The sequence below is a fragment of the Mediterraneibacter sp. 210702-DFI.5.30 genome, from assembly GCF_020560115.1.
Lineage (GTDB): Bacteria > Bacillota > Clostridia > Lachnospirales > Lachnospiraceae > Mediterraneibacter > Mediterraneibacter faecis.
The window spans coordinates 60,571-76,255 of the sequence record NZ_JAJCME010000008.1 but is presented as its reverse complement, the minus strand read 5'-3'; the positions used below and the strand labels follow the sequence as shown (position 1 = coordinate 76,255).

The window sequence follows — 15,685 nt, the reverse complement described above, 5'->3', positions numbered from 1 at the left end:
TTTTTCAGGTCAGGGAAACACACTCTCTTTTGTTATTTTTTTGTATATCTTAACAGCATACGCAGGCTTGCATAGAGCATTAATATTATTCCTGCTAATCTGTAAAGAAGAGTTCCACAACTGCCGGTTGTCGGCAGCATTTTTGTATGGCTTTGATTTGTCACCGTTACTGTATTACCACACTTAGCAGCATTATTAGAATATGTTACTATATACTGCTGTTTGTTTATTGTTGCTTCTAGTGAAGCTTTAATCGGTTTTTTGTTGTCATCCAACTCGAATACATAATATGTTGTATTTAGCTCTTGGTTCTTAAACTTTGCTGTCTTCACTCCCGCGTCACCCGGACTATATTCAATAGAAACTATTTCCAGTGGATCACCATCTCCATTAGCATTGTTATAAAGACCAAATCTATAGGTTCCACTTACTGGATTGCGAGAAGTTCCAGCTGCGTCATTGATAAAGGCTTTTTTAACAATAATTCCTTTTTGAGCATTATAAACATCCAGATTAAATGACTGTAAATCATATGCGATCTTATATTGATTTGGGTTATTCTCCTTTTCACGATAATTAATATACTGTTCTACTCCCTCTGAGTATTGTCCGGATTCTTCCTTTTTTACACACATAGTATAATATGATGCCTCATCACGAATATATCCGTCTATCGTTTCCATCTCTTTCACTTCATAGATCGTATTGTAATTCAGCTTCGTAGTTTCTACGGTATAAACCCCATCTGCATTTGTCGTTCCGCTTGTAACTTCGCTGTCTAGTTTGCGTTGAATCTTATCTCCCACTAATTCACATTCATAAATGCTAAATTTAACACCTTGCAATTTATTACTCATATCATCCTGATCAATCTTATTAATTGTTAAAGGAGGATGTGTTGTACTTTCGGTGCTGCCACCTGCATTCAACGTATAAGAATAATTTTTAATTGTATTGGTTGCTCCTCCGCCAGCAGAATATGATTTCCAATAAACTTCATTCGTAACATTTACTTTCTTACCAGTATCCGGTGCAACATCTATTGTTGCTGAATAAGTAATTTCAACTGGTGTTTTATCTGGGATTTCAATTTCAATGATCTTAGTCTCCAGACTATATTTTGGAGTTATTTTAACCTCACTATCATCTGTTAGATTTCTGGCGTGAAAAGAATCACCAACCAAGCTTAAATTGTCACCCAGCTTATCAACTATAGTTAATTTTTCTCCATCATCTGTTAATAATTGCTGACCACGTGCATTTGCAGTAATAGTGTAAGTCAGACGTTGGCTTGTACTTGCTGCTGACATTGTATAATTACTTTTATCCGTCAGGTTATTCTTTTTCGTCAGATTGTTGTCGCTGAGCGTTGCATTCGCCGTGGCTGTGGATATATTCTTTGTTCCGTCTGCATTTTGTAGCGTAACTTTATTGGTAAATGTTTTTCGTTCGCCACCAAGTAAAACATTTTTATCCGTTACTCTGCAGACAACCTGTACATCGACGGAGTAATCATCTACAATTTTTCCGGCTTTGAATTCTCCAAGTTCAATCAATGCCTGTTTTCCGTTTTTATTTACATAATAAATGGTTTCCTGGTTTTTTTTACTGCGGTCAGTGGTAGTAAAATTGCTTTTTCTTTCCCACTCTCCACCGAGTCCTGTAATTTCTTTTGATGCAATATCCTGTGCTTCATTTCCAGGCCATTTGATACGGATATATGCAAGCTCCATACCATCCGGAATTTCTTCCAGAACACGATAAGTTCCTTGCAGTTCACCGGTATAATTCACTTTAAATGCCCATGCTGCATATACACCACTTGTCAACAGATTTGTGCAAATTCTGCTTGTATCACCTTTATCTTTTCCAGGCTCAATAACCTTAACAGTACCATTAGTACCATCAGTACGATCATATTCAAAGGTCTGACCTAGCTCTTTTAGAATATCCCCTCCATTATAAAGTCTTTGCTCCGCAGAGCCCATTGCTCTTTGCTCATTTTCACTTTTCCCTGAATCAATGATAAATAATCGATTCTCATATCTTTTCGGTTCACGGTATTCCTCTGGTAAATCCAACGGTTCTGTTCTGACAATAATATACAGATTTTGATTTTCTCCAAGTTCAATATCCTTCTTTGCCTTAATGAACATATCATTAAATCTGCCATTATGCTCACCATTATCAAATCCATCTCTGTTGCCGTTATAAGATAGTTCAAATAACTCATTTATTTCTTTCTTACTAGCTGTATTGGCTTGTTGAAATTCCGCAAAGTTTTTATATCTTGTTTCTATTCCATCTAAATTGCCTTGATAGGCTCCGACTATTGATTCTCCATTATTATGTATAAAAGACACTTTATCCCAAGATACTGCATCCTTTATTTGAGTACCTTTTTTTATCACAGATCCTTTCACTTCAATAATCCAATATAGCTGACCATTCTGCCATGTTGTTGCATTCTCTTTCGGCTTTTCATAATACCATGCCTTCTTTTGTGCATTTAAATTATAATGACCGGTAATCGTCACTGTCTGTGAAGATTTTACAGCGTCCCCAAAAGCAAACTCTTGTCCATTTCTTTTTGCTTTATCTATTTTAAATGTATTGGTTACATTCTCTTTGCTGATGGTACCCGAATCTTTTGGCTTTGCATAATACTCAAATTGATATGAATAATTTTGTGACTTCCAGCCAATATCAGATGGTTTTAAACTAAAAGTTGATTTTCCATCAATATTAACCCACTTTATTTCTACATCTTTATTTAACACTTCATCATGTGCAGTTATTTTCATATAACCAACATATTGCATGTATTCCGGACTTAAAGTGTCCGTCATAGTAGCTTCTGTTACATCCCATTGCCCAAGTGTCTTATTAACAATGACTGTATATTTGTAGCTTCCTGCCGGAACAGTAAAAGGTTCTGAAATCCCAGGATTATTAGAGGTCATTTTGGAAAGACCAGCATCTGTGTATTCGTACTTCTCTTGATCAGAAGGTACCGAAACCTCCTCATTTACTGTAAGGCTGTCCCCTTTCGTCTTCTGCACCCATGTGTACTCATTCAACCAAGCATCTCTACCAAACTCATCTATCATTCCATTCATTGGGTCGTTTTCGCCTTTGCTCTTATCACACGCATTATCAGCGGATACCCTATACCTGTTTGTTACCTTTACTGAGCCTGTCTTCATTACCGCATATACTTCCGGTTTCACTTTCACTTGATAAGTCACATAGTACGAATCACCCGGATTAACAATAATTGGATTCTGTTCTCCTCCCTTGATTTTAAATCGTGTAGGTTCACCATCTGTAGTATTATTCCAATCTTTCTTATACTCTTTATTACCATTTGCCCAAGCTATTTCAAAATTAGATATCTTTGTTTCCTTACCTGATTTGATTTCATGAAGTTCAAACGAATCTTTATCATAGGAAATATATGGAAGCATTTTCTCATCCGTAAAATTTTGTAAATAATCCCAAAACACAAAATTTTTCAGCGGATAATTACTACCCTCTTTATTTAGAGTAAAAGACAATTTATACCGAATAATATAATTCCCATCTGCATCTTTATCTTTAACGGTTAACTGATTATTTGATGTATTCGCACTATTCAAGATATCTTTTGAGATATTATAGCTAATTTGCGGTTGGAATGTATTTTCCGCATGCCCTTTATCATAAACCTGATCATTCGACCCTTTTGTATATAAATTCGCTACATTCGTAATGTTTTGACCATTCTTTGTGTTTATCAGTCCCCCTTTATCCTTTAACTTGACAAAATAAGTCAATGTCCGGCTCTCTCCTGCCTTCATCTCAGCTATATTCCATACAAAGCTACCCGGTTCTGTAATAGTTGTAGTATCTGTAAGCAGATCCGGAATCTTTTGATCTAAATTTGCATCCGCTTCATTTGTCAAATAAATCGTTCCTACTGTCAGACTACTCACACTGCTTGTAATCGTTTCATATGGATTTTGTTGGTTCTCTGTGGAATTAAGATTTTTTTTAGTCGTTTCAATACCAACATAATTTACCAGATTTTTATTTTCTGTAAACTGATCAACTACATATAGATTCTTGATTCCATCTTCACCTGCAGTAACAGTAATTGTATATTTAATATAATCACCGCTTTTATCTTCTTTACTGCACTGCTTGGTTACTGCAACCGTTCCATAGTGTTCATTATAATCCGTGCCTAAATTGATTTTGATATCACCGTTTGGTGTCTTGACAGTTGTCTGTCCATTTCCCGCTGTTACGGAATTTAGTTTGAGTTCCGCAGTTACAAAGAAATTTCCACTAATTGTTGAATTTGCATCCAATTTGTTTAAATATTCAGCGTTATATGCAACAACTACTTTTCCATTTGTATCCACAGTGATTTTTCCGATCACGTTACTATCTTGTGTCATATTTTTTGTAATTGTCTCTTTAATCTGAAATTCTTCAGGAAGATTATAAACAAATTCTCTATTATGCTCTATTAAAGTTGTTACCGGAATAGATTTAAATACAACTTTGATATTCATGCTCAAATCATCTGGAGTTTCGATTGTTTGTCCTTTATTAACTTCTACTTCTTTGCCATTCTTTTTATATGTGAATGTAACTGATGTGATTTGATCAATATGGTCATTCAGCACATACTCTCCTGTCTCCCCAGGTGTTTCTGTTGTTCCTGTTCCACCTGATGGCTCTGGTTCCGCCGGTACTACTGATTCCTCCGGTATTACAGATTCTTCTGGAGTATTTTTCCCCTCTTCGTTTCCATTCGCATCATTCCCAGAAGCGTCTGGCACAGTTCCTGCATCTTCTCCCGAGTCAGACAAGTCATTATTTATCGACGTACACTCACTTGTATGAACATGCTCTTCCTTACCGCAGATCAGTTCCTGACTCTCTGAATAACACTCCGCACTATGCGTATGCTCTTCGATACTACATTTCTTACTTTCCAGTGTGATAGCCGGCAGAATCAGTGCATAAACTGTCCAAAAAACTACAACACAAGAAAGACAGAGCAATACCTTTCTCCATCTTTTTGTTCTGGTCTTATCTTTTATTAAGTTTTTGAAATACTCTGTTCTCCAATTTCTCTGCATTACTCAGCCTTCTTCCGGTTTCGTATCTGCTGTCTTATTCCTTTTCCGTCCTTCCCTTCGATACCATCTTTTATTTTTGTTTCCAAGTTTTTTATTGCATACTTCCAAATTCTTTCAATGGCCAGATTCGAAATACAATCTTTCCTTCAATCTGATCTTTTGAAACATCACCAATCGCAGCACTTCTTGAATCTACGGATACGTCTCGGTTATCTCCCATAAGAAACCAACGTGATTCCTCTACCTGATGTGGAAGCTCTACATCACAATTTCCCAGTGCTTTCACATCTAAATAGTCTTCTGTCAGTTCTTTTCCGTCAACCGTCACATTTCCATCCATATCAATATCAACCCACTGTCCCGGACCTGCGATCACACGCTTCACAAGAAGCTTATTTCCTTGCCAGAATGCAACCACCTCTCCGGTTTTTAACTGATTGGTCTTCACCGATACTACAATCTGCCCGGCTTCCAATGTCGGTGACATGGAAGAACCGTAGATCTGCAAAACCGGCATCCACAGGGTTGCCACAAGAACAGAAATTGCCGCAACTACAAGCAGCACTGCGATCGTACCGCGGAGTGTTCTTTGATATACCGCCCGGTGTCTCAGCCTCTTCTGTTCGTTCTCAATTTCTTCTATTGTAGGGATATCAACTGAAAGTTTTTCCTTCTTCTTCACTACTCTAATCTCGCATGTTCTTCTTGGCCTGCTTTGTCAGGTGTGCCAATTCTTTTTCCTTTGCTTTTATCGATTTAAGATAGGTATCCGCAGCTTCCTGTGCCGCCTGGAATACGCCACTTAGCTCCACTGCCGCATCAGCGATCGATCCTGCTTTCTCCATCGTGATCTCTCTGGCCTGAAGCTTTGCCTCTGCCTCATCCAGCCTGGTCTGAAGCTCTATCTCCCGCTTCTTCATCTCATAGATCAGATCGATCAATTCGCTTCTTCTTAGATGCTTCAAATCGTTCTTCATACATCATCGACTCCTTTGTCCTGATTTATGATTCTTATAGTAAAACGGTTCGTTCAAAACCAAGACATATGTCATTTTATACTAAACAAATTATAGTATGCACACCTGATCTTGTCAATTAATTTTGTTCATTTTTTATACATTCTTTTTTCATAATTTGTTCTTTTTTTCACAAAATATATCTTTTCTTTTTTTATTTCAAAAGCAGCTTATATCCTTTGTGTTATTTCACTTTTTTCTCTTCTTTATTTTCTATTTTTTTGTCATTTTTCAACAATATGCCGAACAGCTCTGTTTGCTTGCACTTTTTGTCACTTGATTAGTGCGAAACGTTTCGCTTTCAAGCCAAGAAAAAGCCGCCGGAGACAGTTTTTAAGATTTCTCTCAAAGTTCTGTCTCCGGCGGCTTATCATCAACCGTAATTAATCATTAAAATTCAGCGATCACTGTCTCGCCCTGTACTGCATCCATTCCTGTGTGCAGCTTCATATCCGGATAATCATCTCCGTTTGTAACAACGAGAATACATGTTTTCTCATATCCGTGTGCTTTGATCTTCTCCGGATCAAATGAAAGCAGCTTGTCTCCTGCGTTTACCTTATCTCCTTCTTTTACGAAGTACTCGAATCCGTCACCTTTCATATTCACAGTGTCGATTCCTTCATGAATCAAAATCTCTACTCCGTTCGCAAGTGTAAGTCCAACTGCATGTCTGGAACCTTCCATCAGCACAGATACTGTTGCATCACATGGTGCCACGATCACATTCTCTTCCGGCTCGATTGCAAGTCCGTCACCTAATGCTTTAGATGAGAACACCTCGTCTTTTACTTCCTCGATTGGTACTACTTTTCCTGACAGATAAGCCTTTACAACGAATGGCTTATTCTCTTCTGCAGGAGCCTGTTTTTTCTTGAAAAATGAAAACATACCTACTTCTCGCCTCTTTCTTTTAAACATTGTCCATTGGTTTCAATTACGTTCTTATACCAGTCAAATGATTTCTTCTTTGTACGTCTCAGCGTGCCTTTTCCATTATCATCTTTGTCAACATAGATAAAGCCATAACGCTTTTTCATTTCACCGGTTGAAGCACTAACTAAATCAATGCATCCCCATGAAGTATAACCCATAATTTCCACACCGTCAATCTCTACGGCGTCCATCATAGCCAAAATGTGTGCTTTCAAATATTCTATACGGTAATCATCTTCTACATAGCCGTTCTCATCCGGCTGGTCTACCGCTCCGAGTCCATTTTCTACAATAAAGAGTGGTTTCTGATATCTGTCATATAAAGTGTTCATTGTAATACGCAGTCCCAACGGATCAATCTGCCATCCCCACTCGCTTGCTTTCAGGTATGGATTTTTGACTGTTGCGAATACATTTCCATCTGTTGTATCAACGCTCGCATCCGCACTTGCGCATCTGGAAGAGTAGTAAGAAAATGAAACAAAATCAACTGTATTTTCTTTCAAGAGCTTTTCGTCTTCTTCTGTAATATCAAGCTGGATTCCTTCTCTTTCGAAAAATTTCTTTGCATAAGCCGGATACTCACCTCTTGCCTGTACATCGATGAAGAAGTAGTTTTCGCGATCTTTTCCCATCGCTTTCCATACATCTTCCGGCGCACAGGAGTATGGATAAGTCTGACCAGCTGCCAGCATACATCCGACCTTATTCTCCGGATTGATCTCATGAGCGATTCTTGTTGCTTCTGCAGACGCTACCAGCTCATGATGTGCCGCAAGATATTTCGCCTGTGTCTCATTTTCTCCTTCTTTAAAGACAAGTCCTGCCCCCATAAATGGAAGGTGAAGGATCATGTTGATCTCATTAAATGTCAGCCAGTATTTTACAAGACCTTTATAGCGTGTAAAAAGTACGGTTACGAGTTTCTTATAGAACTCGATCAGTTTTCGGTTCTTCCAGCCTCCGTACTCTTTCGTCAGATGAATCGGGCAATCAAAGTGTGTGATCGTAACAAGCGGCTCAATTCCGTATTTGTGGCATTCTTTAAATACATTTTCATAGAATTGAAGTCCTGCTTCGTTTGGTTCTGCGTCATCACCGTTTGGAAAGATTCTTGACCAGGCAATCGACAGACGGAAGGTCTTGAATCCCATTTCACCAAGAAGTGCGATATCTTCTTTGTAATGATGATAGAAGTCGATTCCTTCCATTGCCGGATAGATATGTTCTGTATCCGGCTCTAGTGTCTCTCCATGTCCAAGCATTACCTTGAAGCGATCTTTTCCTGCCGGACATATATCGACATTTGCCAGTCCTCTTCCATCCACATTATATGCACCTTCGCACTGGTTCGCTGCTGTTGCGCCGCCCCACAAAAAATTTTCCGGTAAACTCATCTTACTGCCTCCTGCTGAATTTTTCTGATTTTCAAATTTATTTTCCCATGTAAAGATGCACCATTCCTTCAACACCAAACGGTTCAATTGGAAGATAATGGCTAATTGCATCTCTCATCTGTGTACCAAGTGTATTCGTCACTTCGACTGCCAGCTGATTCTCTCCTTCTCTGAGAAGTCCTGTCAGATGGAATCGATATGGCTTGCAGATACGAACTCCTTCGGAATGTCCATTTACAAACACTTCTGCTGTCTCATAAGTATTTCCAAGCTCAAGCTGAATACTTCTTTCTGTATCTATCTTTTCCAGCTGCATTGTTCCTTCATAACGCACGGTTCCGGATTTATTTTCAAATCCTGTAATGCTGCTGATCAGATCCAGCTTTTCTGTCGGAACTGTTTCTATGAATTCTGGATAGGAGCAACTGTCTGCAAATGTTACTTTCCATTTTTTCGGAAGCAGATCTGTTCTGTCTTCCATTCTATCATCTGTACCAAATGATTTCTTGCCACTTCCTCTATCAAATCCTTCAGTGAAAGTGGCCTCCAACTCTTCCGCGATCACCTTCACTTGATTTTCTTCTCCCTGAAGAAATACCACTGATTCATATGGCTGCAGAATGAGCTGTGATTTCTGTGATACTTCTGTCAAAGTATTGGCAAATGCATCGTAACGGTAGACTGCATTTCCGTCTGAAATTGTCATTTCTGTGTCGATTGTATTTCCAATATTTTCATTAAATAACATAAGACAATACACATTATTTTTCATATATTCTCCGACTACAAGCTCCGGATACGCATTAGTAAATTTTACTGCCTGATATTGTCCCAATTCTTTCTGCATATCAAAGTTATAAATCTCTTTTTCAAGATAGATCACACGAACTCCCGACTGCTCTAATCTTCCAAGAAGTTCTTTGCCCTGCTGTGGCAGGAAGGTGCTGTAAGGAACAAGCATTACCTCGAAGTTCTGTCCATTGATGACATATTGTTGTTCTTTTACCTCTGCTCCTGCAAGATAATCCAGCGAAATGATATCAAAGCTGATCTGATGTTCCGTCAGTGCTCTTGCCGGTTTTTCGATTGGCATATACTCTCCGCCCCATTCCTGCTCAGCCGGATAGAGTACTCCGACCTTCGCCGGGTGTGTTCCGTCTCTGAACAATTCCATCAGACGATTCACATAATTACTGAATGTTGAGAAATACCGAAACTGCGGATTCATTCCATGCGCATAGAAATGCGGCGGACAGTCGAAATCCGGGAATTTCTTCGGGTCAAACGCATGTGGAACGATATGATTGATTCCACGGACGATCAGATGATCTGCAATCCACTTCATCATCTTCAGTCCTTCGTTCCATCCGTAAGCTCCGAAGGCTTCACACATGGAATTACCGTTCTTGAGCGGGTCTAAATGTGCTGCGGATGAAGCCAGTTTTGCGAGTGCATAGTGATAAAATTCTCCATTACTTCCACCTGTATTGAATGCGTCATGATGATAATTCATCCCTGGAACAATCTGACCTCCGATCACATCGATCCCTGCGTAGTCCATCGTCTCCTGGCCGCGGAAATAATGTCCCGTTCCGTAACCGAGTCTTGCATGTGCACCGTTGTCTTCAATTGTATGTCCAAGATACATCACACCATGTGCATGACACCAGTCTGAAAGAACATTTGTAAAATTATCACGATACAGCTTTGTGATCAAGTCCATGTACTGGTAACGGATTTCTGCTTCGGCTCCATTTGCATTTACCCATAAGAGCGGCAGATATTTTGCATCAAATCCCAGTTCTTTTTCAAGTCCTTCTCTCCATGGAAGAACCATGTCAGATCCAATTCGTGCTTCCGTTCCTTTTTCATTTCCAAATCTCGGTTCGTCTGAGAAGAAACCTTCGATCAACGTTCCGAAATCATTTTTATAATGTGCATAGTGCGGTTCATAAACCTCGTCAATGAGAACTTGTGTTGCTTCTTTTATGAGCGGGTTGAGGTAATCTTTTGTCGCCTCTTCACCACCTTTTCTAGTCAGATACAGAATAAAAATACTCCACGCACCATCTTTAACATCCAGTGTCAGAAGGCGTTTTTCCATATCCATACATTCTGTGATATCTGTCAAAGTCTCTGCATTGATCGGATCTCCCGGCTCAGTATAGCGGCTGATTCGTTTTGCCATGTAGACTTTCAGGATCTCCTGTTCCGGATCCGGTTTGTCCCACGGTCTTCCTTTCAAAAGTTTCAGATCGATACGCATCCGACGCATCGGTCCCTGCACATCATAACGGCGCATAGCAAGATATTTTTTCAAATACTGTGGATAGCATTCTTTCACTTTACCATTCGCATATCCTGTTGGGAAATGGGAGTCGTCGAGGATCCAGACTTTCATCTCGTTTTCTTTTGCTTTCGCAAGAATTAGATCCAGATCGCTCCACCACTGATCTCCAACGAAGTCCGGATGCGGGCGTGCCTCTATGCACACCCCTTTCATCCCACTCTCTGCTATCTTGTCCATATATTCACTCAATATCGCATGTTCTTCTCCATGCTGCCAAAAAAATGGATATAATCCGTTCTTCATTTTCTGTCTCCCTTGTATCATTACTAGCTTTTAGTTTTTCTTCTCTTCTTTTCCCTGTACAATGTATGCCAGTACCGCTGACACTATAAATGCGAGTGCTGCACACGCGATAAATCCATAGAAACTGATGTCCAGTCCTGCCGGATTGATCATTCCAGGAATACGGAAGAGTCCGTCTCCTGCAAGTGCATATAATTTAGCTCCGAGCCCTCCGAGAATTGCACCGGAGATTCCTCCACCTACCCATGCGCAGGCAAATAATTTCATATTCGGAACAGCAATGGAATAGATGGCCGGCTCTGTAACTCCGCAAAGCGCAGATGCAAAACTACCTAATCCCGCACTACGTTTATCTGGATCTTTTGTTCTAAGTGAATATCCGAGTGCTACTCCGGCAAGTGCCCATACTGTCAATCCGAGAATTGCGTTGATCGGATCGCTTCCAAGTGTAAACAGGTTGTTCATCAGTACTGGAATAAATGCTGCGTGCAAACCAAGGAGAACAACCAACTGCCAGAATGCTCCAAAGAGCAGACCTCCAAGGATTGGGCTAAAGTTAAAGATGCCACAAACTATTGTAGAAAGTCCATTAGAAACATACTGCATAACCGGTCCGATCACCAGATAGGAAAGCGGTACTGTTATTGCAAGTACAATCGTAGGAACAATCATTAACTGAATCATCTGCGGAATCACTTTTTTTGCCAGCTTTTCTACCTTGCTTGCAAAGAAAGATGCCAGAATGATCGGGAATAATGTGTTCGCATAAGTTGTTGTAGATACCGGAATGTGAAGGAATGTAATTCCACCTTCCGCTGCAATAGCCGCTACCAGATCCGGATATACGAGTGCTGCACCGATTGCAGCTGTCGTATATGGATTACAGTCGAATATCTTTCCGCATGAAAATCCTACGATGATCGGCATAAAGTACATAATCGCATCTGACGCTGCATAAAGTACAAGGTATGTTCCGTCTGTCTTTGCAAGTACACCTGCTGTTGTAAGAATCACAAGGATTCCTTTCAAGATTCCTCCTGCGATCATTGGCCCGATCATTGGCATGATACATCCTGAGATCACCTTAAAAAAACGATTCCAAAGACTGTCTTTTTTCATCACCTGGTAATCTTCTTTATTTACCGCCTTACTGTTCTCTGTGATTCCAGCTTCTGTCTTTACAAACTTAACTACTTCACTTACATGAGTGCCAATGATCACCTGATACTGGCCACCCTGATTCATAACGCCTTTAACACCCTTAATCTTGCTGACCTCATCCTTATTTGGAATTGTATCATCCTTCAAAACAAAACGTAAACGTGTCATACAATTCGTAACATTAACAATATTTTCTTTACCTCCAACAGCAGCTACTACTTCCTTTGCCAGCTGTCCATAATCTTCTTTTGCCATGATGTACGTTCCTCCCATTCATCACTCACATTTAATCTAATAGTTTCCCGAAATGCATTTCTCTATGCTCTCTATTATATCTATCTGTGTAGCAGAAAAAAATATCAGTTTCCTCACTTTTTATTGACCATTTCCACACAGTCTGATACACTTCATGCAAAGGAGGTGTCCATCTTATGAATCTGAAAGCGTTACATCATTATCTTACCACGTTATCCCCTAGTGAGGAAAAATATCGCAATGGATATATTTACGACGGCTGGAAAGATATGCCGAAGAAACAACATAATGGAGTGGAATATTCTGTATTGGACTTGGATGTTGCATATTTCTCCCTTGATAACAAACCACCCTCTCACGCTCCCGGGCTTAATGCAGAACTCTCTGAGATATCAATTAAGAGAAACTCCCGTTTCAGCGCAGTTCCGGAGCATATCCATACTCACATTGAAATCAACTATGTCTATTCCGGTAGCTGTCCTCAGGTCATTGACGGACATCCGATTACTCTGCAAAAGAACCAGGTTCTCCTGATTGACACAAACTGCCCACACTCAATTGCTCCGCTTGGAGAGAATGATATCATGATCAGTATTATCCCCAAGACAGACTTCCTGCGTGAGCATATGTTTAATCAGTTTTCTAATGATAGTATACTCTCCCGATTTTTTATCAATGCGATCAACGAAAAGACTGACCATGACCACTACCTGCTTTTCCACTCAGAAAATGACCGTAGAATTCCAATGTTCTTTAATGAACTGTTCTGTGAGTGCTTTGATCCATCCATTAATTCTACGGATATCATCATGCATCTTTTCTACACGATCATGGCGGAATTGATCAATGTCTACGAAGACGATTTGACAAAGGAAGATTCCTACTCACACAACAGTGTTGTGATTCCTATGCTGCGTTATATTGAACGGAATTTCAGAACATGTACGCAGGAATCCGTCGCTGACTTTTTCCATATCAGTCCAAACTATGTCACGCGTCTTCTCAAGAAATATACTGGTATGACTTATATTCAGTTGATCCAGGCGCAGAAACTACAGACCGCTGCCAACCTGCTGAAGCAGACAAATCTTCCGATAACTGAAATTGCCCAGCGAGCCGGATATGAAAATGTCACCTTCTTCTATAAGAAGTTCCAGGAGAAGTATCACTGCCAGCCGGGGGAATATAGGGGATAGGTAAAAAACTTACACCCTTTATTTTACCTCTTCCTAAGTGCAAAAAGTGTCTATATCAGAACCTTTTATCGTTTCTTGATATAGACACTTTTTTTAACAGTCATTCTATTAACTAATTGATATTTTCGCCGTTTGTTGAAATAACTTCTTTATACCACTCGAAAGAATCTTTCTTTCTTCTGGACAAGTCTCCTGTTCCATCGTTATGTTTATCCACATAGATGAATCCATATCTCTTATCCATCTCACCGCTTCCTGCACTGACAAGGTCGATGCATCCCCATGGTGTATAACCCATCAGATCTACACCATCTTCCTCTACCGCCTTTTTCATTTCTGAAATGTGGTGTTGCAGATATTCTACACGGTATGGATCGTGGATGCTTCCATCCTCTTCTAAAGTATCATATGCTCCAAATCCATTTTCTACAATAAACAGTGGTACTTTGTAGCGATCTGTAAACCAGTTCAATGAATAGCGCAGTCCAATCGGATCAATCTGCCATCCCCATTCACTTGCCTTTACGTACTGATTCTTTATGCGATCCTTTTCTCCGCGGTAGTCATATTCCGGATTGTCTGGTTTTGCTTTTGTACAGAAAGACATATAATAACTGAAACCGATATAATCGACACAGCCCTGTTTTAACACTGCAAGATCTTCTTCTGTTACGTCAATCTTAAGGTCTTTTCTTTCCCAGTATTTCAAAATATTTACAGGGTATTCTCCTTTTACATGCACATCTGTATAATAATATCTTTTCTGCATGGCTTTTTCAGCCTGCAGTATATCTTCCGGACGGCAGGTAGCCGGATAGATCGGGCACATTGCGATCATGCAGCCAATCTGAAATTCCGGATTGATCTTATGTCCTGCTTTTATCGCTTCGGCACTGGCAACCAGTTCGTAGTGAGATGCCTGATACATCAATTCTTCTACATTTTCTTCTGGTTTAACTACAATCCCGGAATTAGCGTAAAGCATGAATCCGTCACCGATATCTGCCTGATTATTAATCTCATTAAATGTCATCCAGTATTTTACTTTGTCTTTGTATCGCTCAAAGCATGTTACTGCAAATTTCACGAAGAAATCAATCAGTTTTCTGCTTCTCCATCCACCGTACTCTTGTACAAGATGCAGAGGCATCTCAAAATGACTCAGTGTGATCACTGGTTCGATCCCATATTTCAGACATTCATCAAACATGTCATCATAGAATTTTAATCCGGCTTCATTCGGCTGTTCTTCATCACCATTTGGGAAGATACGTGTCCATGCAATACTTGTACGGAAACACTTGAATCCCATTTCCGCAAATAAGCGGATATCTTCTTTATAGTAATCATAAAAATCGATTGCTTCATGATTCGGATAATTCTCGCCTTTTAGTATTTCACCTGTTATTCTTCTTCTTGTATTTACATCTCCGCTGGTTACAACGTCCATAATGCTCAAGCCTTTTCCATCTCGATCATAGGCACCTTCCAGCTGATGAGCAGCAACTGCGCCACCCCAGAGAAAATCTTTTCGAAATCCCATTGTTATTTCCTTCCTGTTGTCTTAATTGCTTTGTATAATAGTGTTGGGGGCTTTTGCCCCCAACTTTTCTGTTTCTATATTCAATTACATCTTGATGATTATTTCTCATCAATTCTCTTATACAGTGCAATGAATTCATCTGCGAGAATACGGAAACTCTCTGCACTCATAAGCTGATCTTCTGCATGCATCAGAAGCATGTATCCATTAGAAATCTCTCCATTTGCATCCATTGTCAGAAGGTCTGCATGAGCGTTATGCCCAAGTGAAAAGGCTTCATCTCCTTGTTTGATCAGCTCTGCTGCCTCATCGTATTTTCCCTCTTTCGCACAATGGATTGCATTGATAAAATGTGTTCTTGCTGTACCTACATATGTAATAATCTGAAAACATGCCAATTCAAATTTTTCGTCCATTTTTGTCTCCTGTCCTGCTTTTATTATTTTTAAATTCTGA

Annotated in this window: 10 protein-coding genes; 1 reads left to right on the top strand and 9 read right to left on the bottom strand. The window is 39.7% G+C overall.

The window, feature by feature from the left end:
• Positions 1-32 precede the first annotated feature (32 nt).
• The 7 genes from LI126_RS10050 to LI126_RS10020 all read right to left on the bottom strand — a co-directional run bounded on the left by LI126_RS10050 (position 33) and on the right by LI126_RS10020 (position 12,490).
• Complete coding sequence (locus LI126_RS10050) at positions 33-5,132, bottom strand: SpaA isopeptide-forming pilin-related protein (RefSeq protein WP_227165297.1); 5,100 nt, start codon at positions 5,130-5,132, stop codon at positions 33-35.
• 91 nt (positions 5,133-5,223) lie between these two features.
• Entirely contained in the window at positions 5,224-5,814 is a 591-nt protein-coding gene (gene lepB, locus LI126_RS10045) for a signal peptidase I (protein ID WP_227165296.1), read from the bottom strand.
• A gap of 4 nt (positions 5,815-5,818) precedes the next feature.
• Entirely contained in the window at positions 5,819-6,109 is a 291-nt protein-coding gene (locus tag LI126_RS10040; protein ID WP_227165295.1) for a DNA repair protein, read from the bottom strand.
• 429 nt (positions 6,110-6,538) lie between these two features.
• Positions 6,539-7,039, bottom strand: coding sequence for a PTS sugar transporter subunit IIA (locus LI126_RS10035; RefSeq protein ID WP_227165294.1), 501 nt, complete (start codon positions 7,037-7,039; stop codon positions 6,539-6,541).
• A gap of 2 nt (positions 7,040-7,041) precedes the next feature.
• Positions 7,042-8,481 carry a 6-phospho-beta-glucosidase gene (locus LI126_RS10030; RefSeq protein WP_227165293.1) on the bottom strand — a complete coding sequence of 480 codons (1,440 nt, stop codon included), beginning with the start codon at positions 8,479-8,481 and terminating at the stop codon, positions 7,042-7,044.
• 37 nt (positions 8,482-8,518) lie between these two features.
• The gene (locus LI126_RS10025; RefSeq protein ID WP_196020642.1) at positions 8,519-11,074 is read right to left on the bottom strand and encodes a glycosylhydrolase-like jelly roll fold domain-containing protein; all 2,556 of its coding nucleotides are present in this window, start codon (positions 11,072-11,074) and stop codon (positions 8,519-8,521) included.
• 30 nt (positions 11,075-11,104) lie between these two features.
• A complete protein-coding gene (locus LI126_RS10020) occupies positions 11,105-12,490 on the bottom strand; it encodes a PTS transporter subunit EIIC (protein ID WP_226866242.1) in 1,386 nt (461 codons plus the stop codon).
• 176 nt (positions 12,491-12,666) lie between these two features.
• Between LI126_RS10020 and LI126_RS10015 the strand changes: the two genes are divergently transcribed.
• Positions 12,667-13,686, top strand: a complete 1,020-nt coding sequence (locus tag LI126_RS10015) for an AraC family transcriptional regulator (protein ID WP_117498962.1) — start codon at positions 12,667-12,669, stop codon at positions 13,684-13,686.
• Between the two features lie 112 nt (positions 13,687-13,798).
• On the opposite strand, the gene LI126_RS10010 is transcribed toward LI126_RS10015, so the two are convergent.
• Positions 13,799-15,229 carry a 6-phospho-beta-glucosidase gene (locus tag LI126_RS10010; protein WP_178742109.1) on the bottom strand — a complete coding sequence of 477 codons (1,431 nt, stop codon included), beginning with the start codon at positions 15,227-15,229 and terminating at the stop codon, positions 13,799-13,801.
• Between the two features lie 98 nt (positions 15,230-15,327).
• A complete protein-coding gene (locus LI126_RS10005) occupies positions 15,328-15,645 on the bottom strand; it encodes a PTS lactose/cellobiose transporter subunit IIA (protein ID WP_020436744.1) in 318 nt (105 codons plus the stop codon).
• Between the last annotated feature and the right edge of the window lie 40 nt (positions 15,646-15,685).

What these genes read in the sequence shown, in the direction of transcription:
- LI126_RS10050 (WP_227165297.1), bottom strand. Translation starts at nt 5,132, where the DNA reads ATGCAGAGAAATTGGAGAACAGAGTATTTCAAAAACTTAATAAAAGAT.
- LI126_RS10040 (WP_227165295.1), bottom strand. Translation starts at nt 6,109, where the DNA reads ATGAAGAACGATTTGAAGCATCTAAGAAGAAGCGAATTGATCGATCTG.
- LI126_RS10035 (WP_227165294.1), bottom strand. Translation starts at nt 7,039, where the DNA reads ATGTTTTCATTTTTCAAGAAAAAACAGGCTCCTGCAGAAGAGAATAAG.
- LI126_RS10030 (WP_227165293.1), bottom strand. Translation starts at nt 8,481, where the DNA reads ATGAGTTTACCGGAAAATTTTTTGTGGGGCGGCGCAACAGCAGCGAAC.
- LI126_RS10025 (WP_196020642.1), bottom strand. Translation starts at nt 11,074, where the DNA reads ATGAAGAACGGATTATATCCATTTTTTTGGCAGCATGGAGAAGAACAT.
- LI126_RS10020 (WP_226866242.1), bottom strand. Translation starts at nt 12,490, where the DNA reads ATGGCAAAAGAAGATTATGGACAGCTGGCAAAGGAAGTAGTAGCTGCT.
- LI126_RS10015 (WP_117498962.1), top strand. Translation starts at nt 12,667, where the DNA reads ATGAATCTGAAAGCGTTACATCATTATCTTACCACGTTATCCCCTAGT.
- LI126_RS10010 (WP_178742109.1), bottom strand. Translation starts at nt 15,229, where the DNA reads ATGGGATTTCGAAAAGATTTTCTCTGGGGTGGCGCAGTTGCTGCTCAT.
- LI126_RS10005 (WP_020436744.1), bottom strand. Translation starts at nt 15,645, where the DNA reads ATGGACGAAAAATTTGAATTGGCATGTTTTCAGATTATTACATATGTA.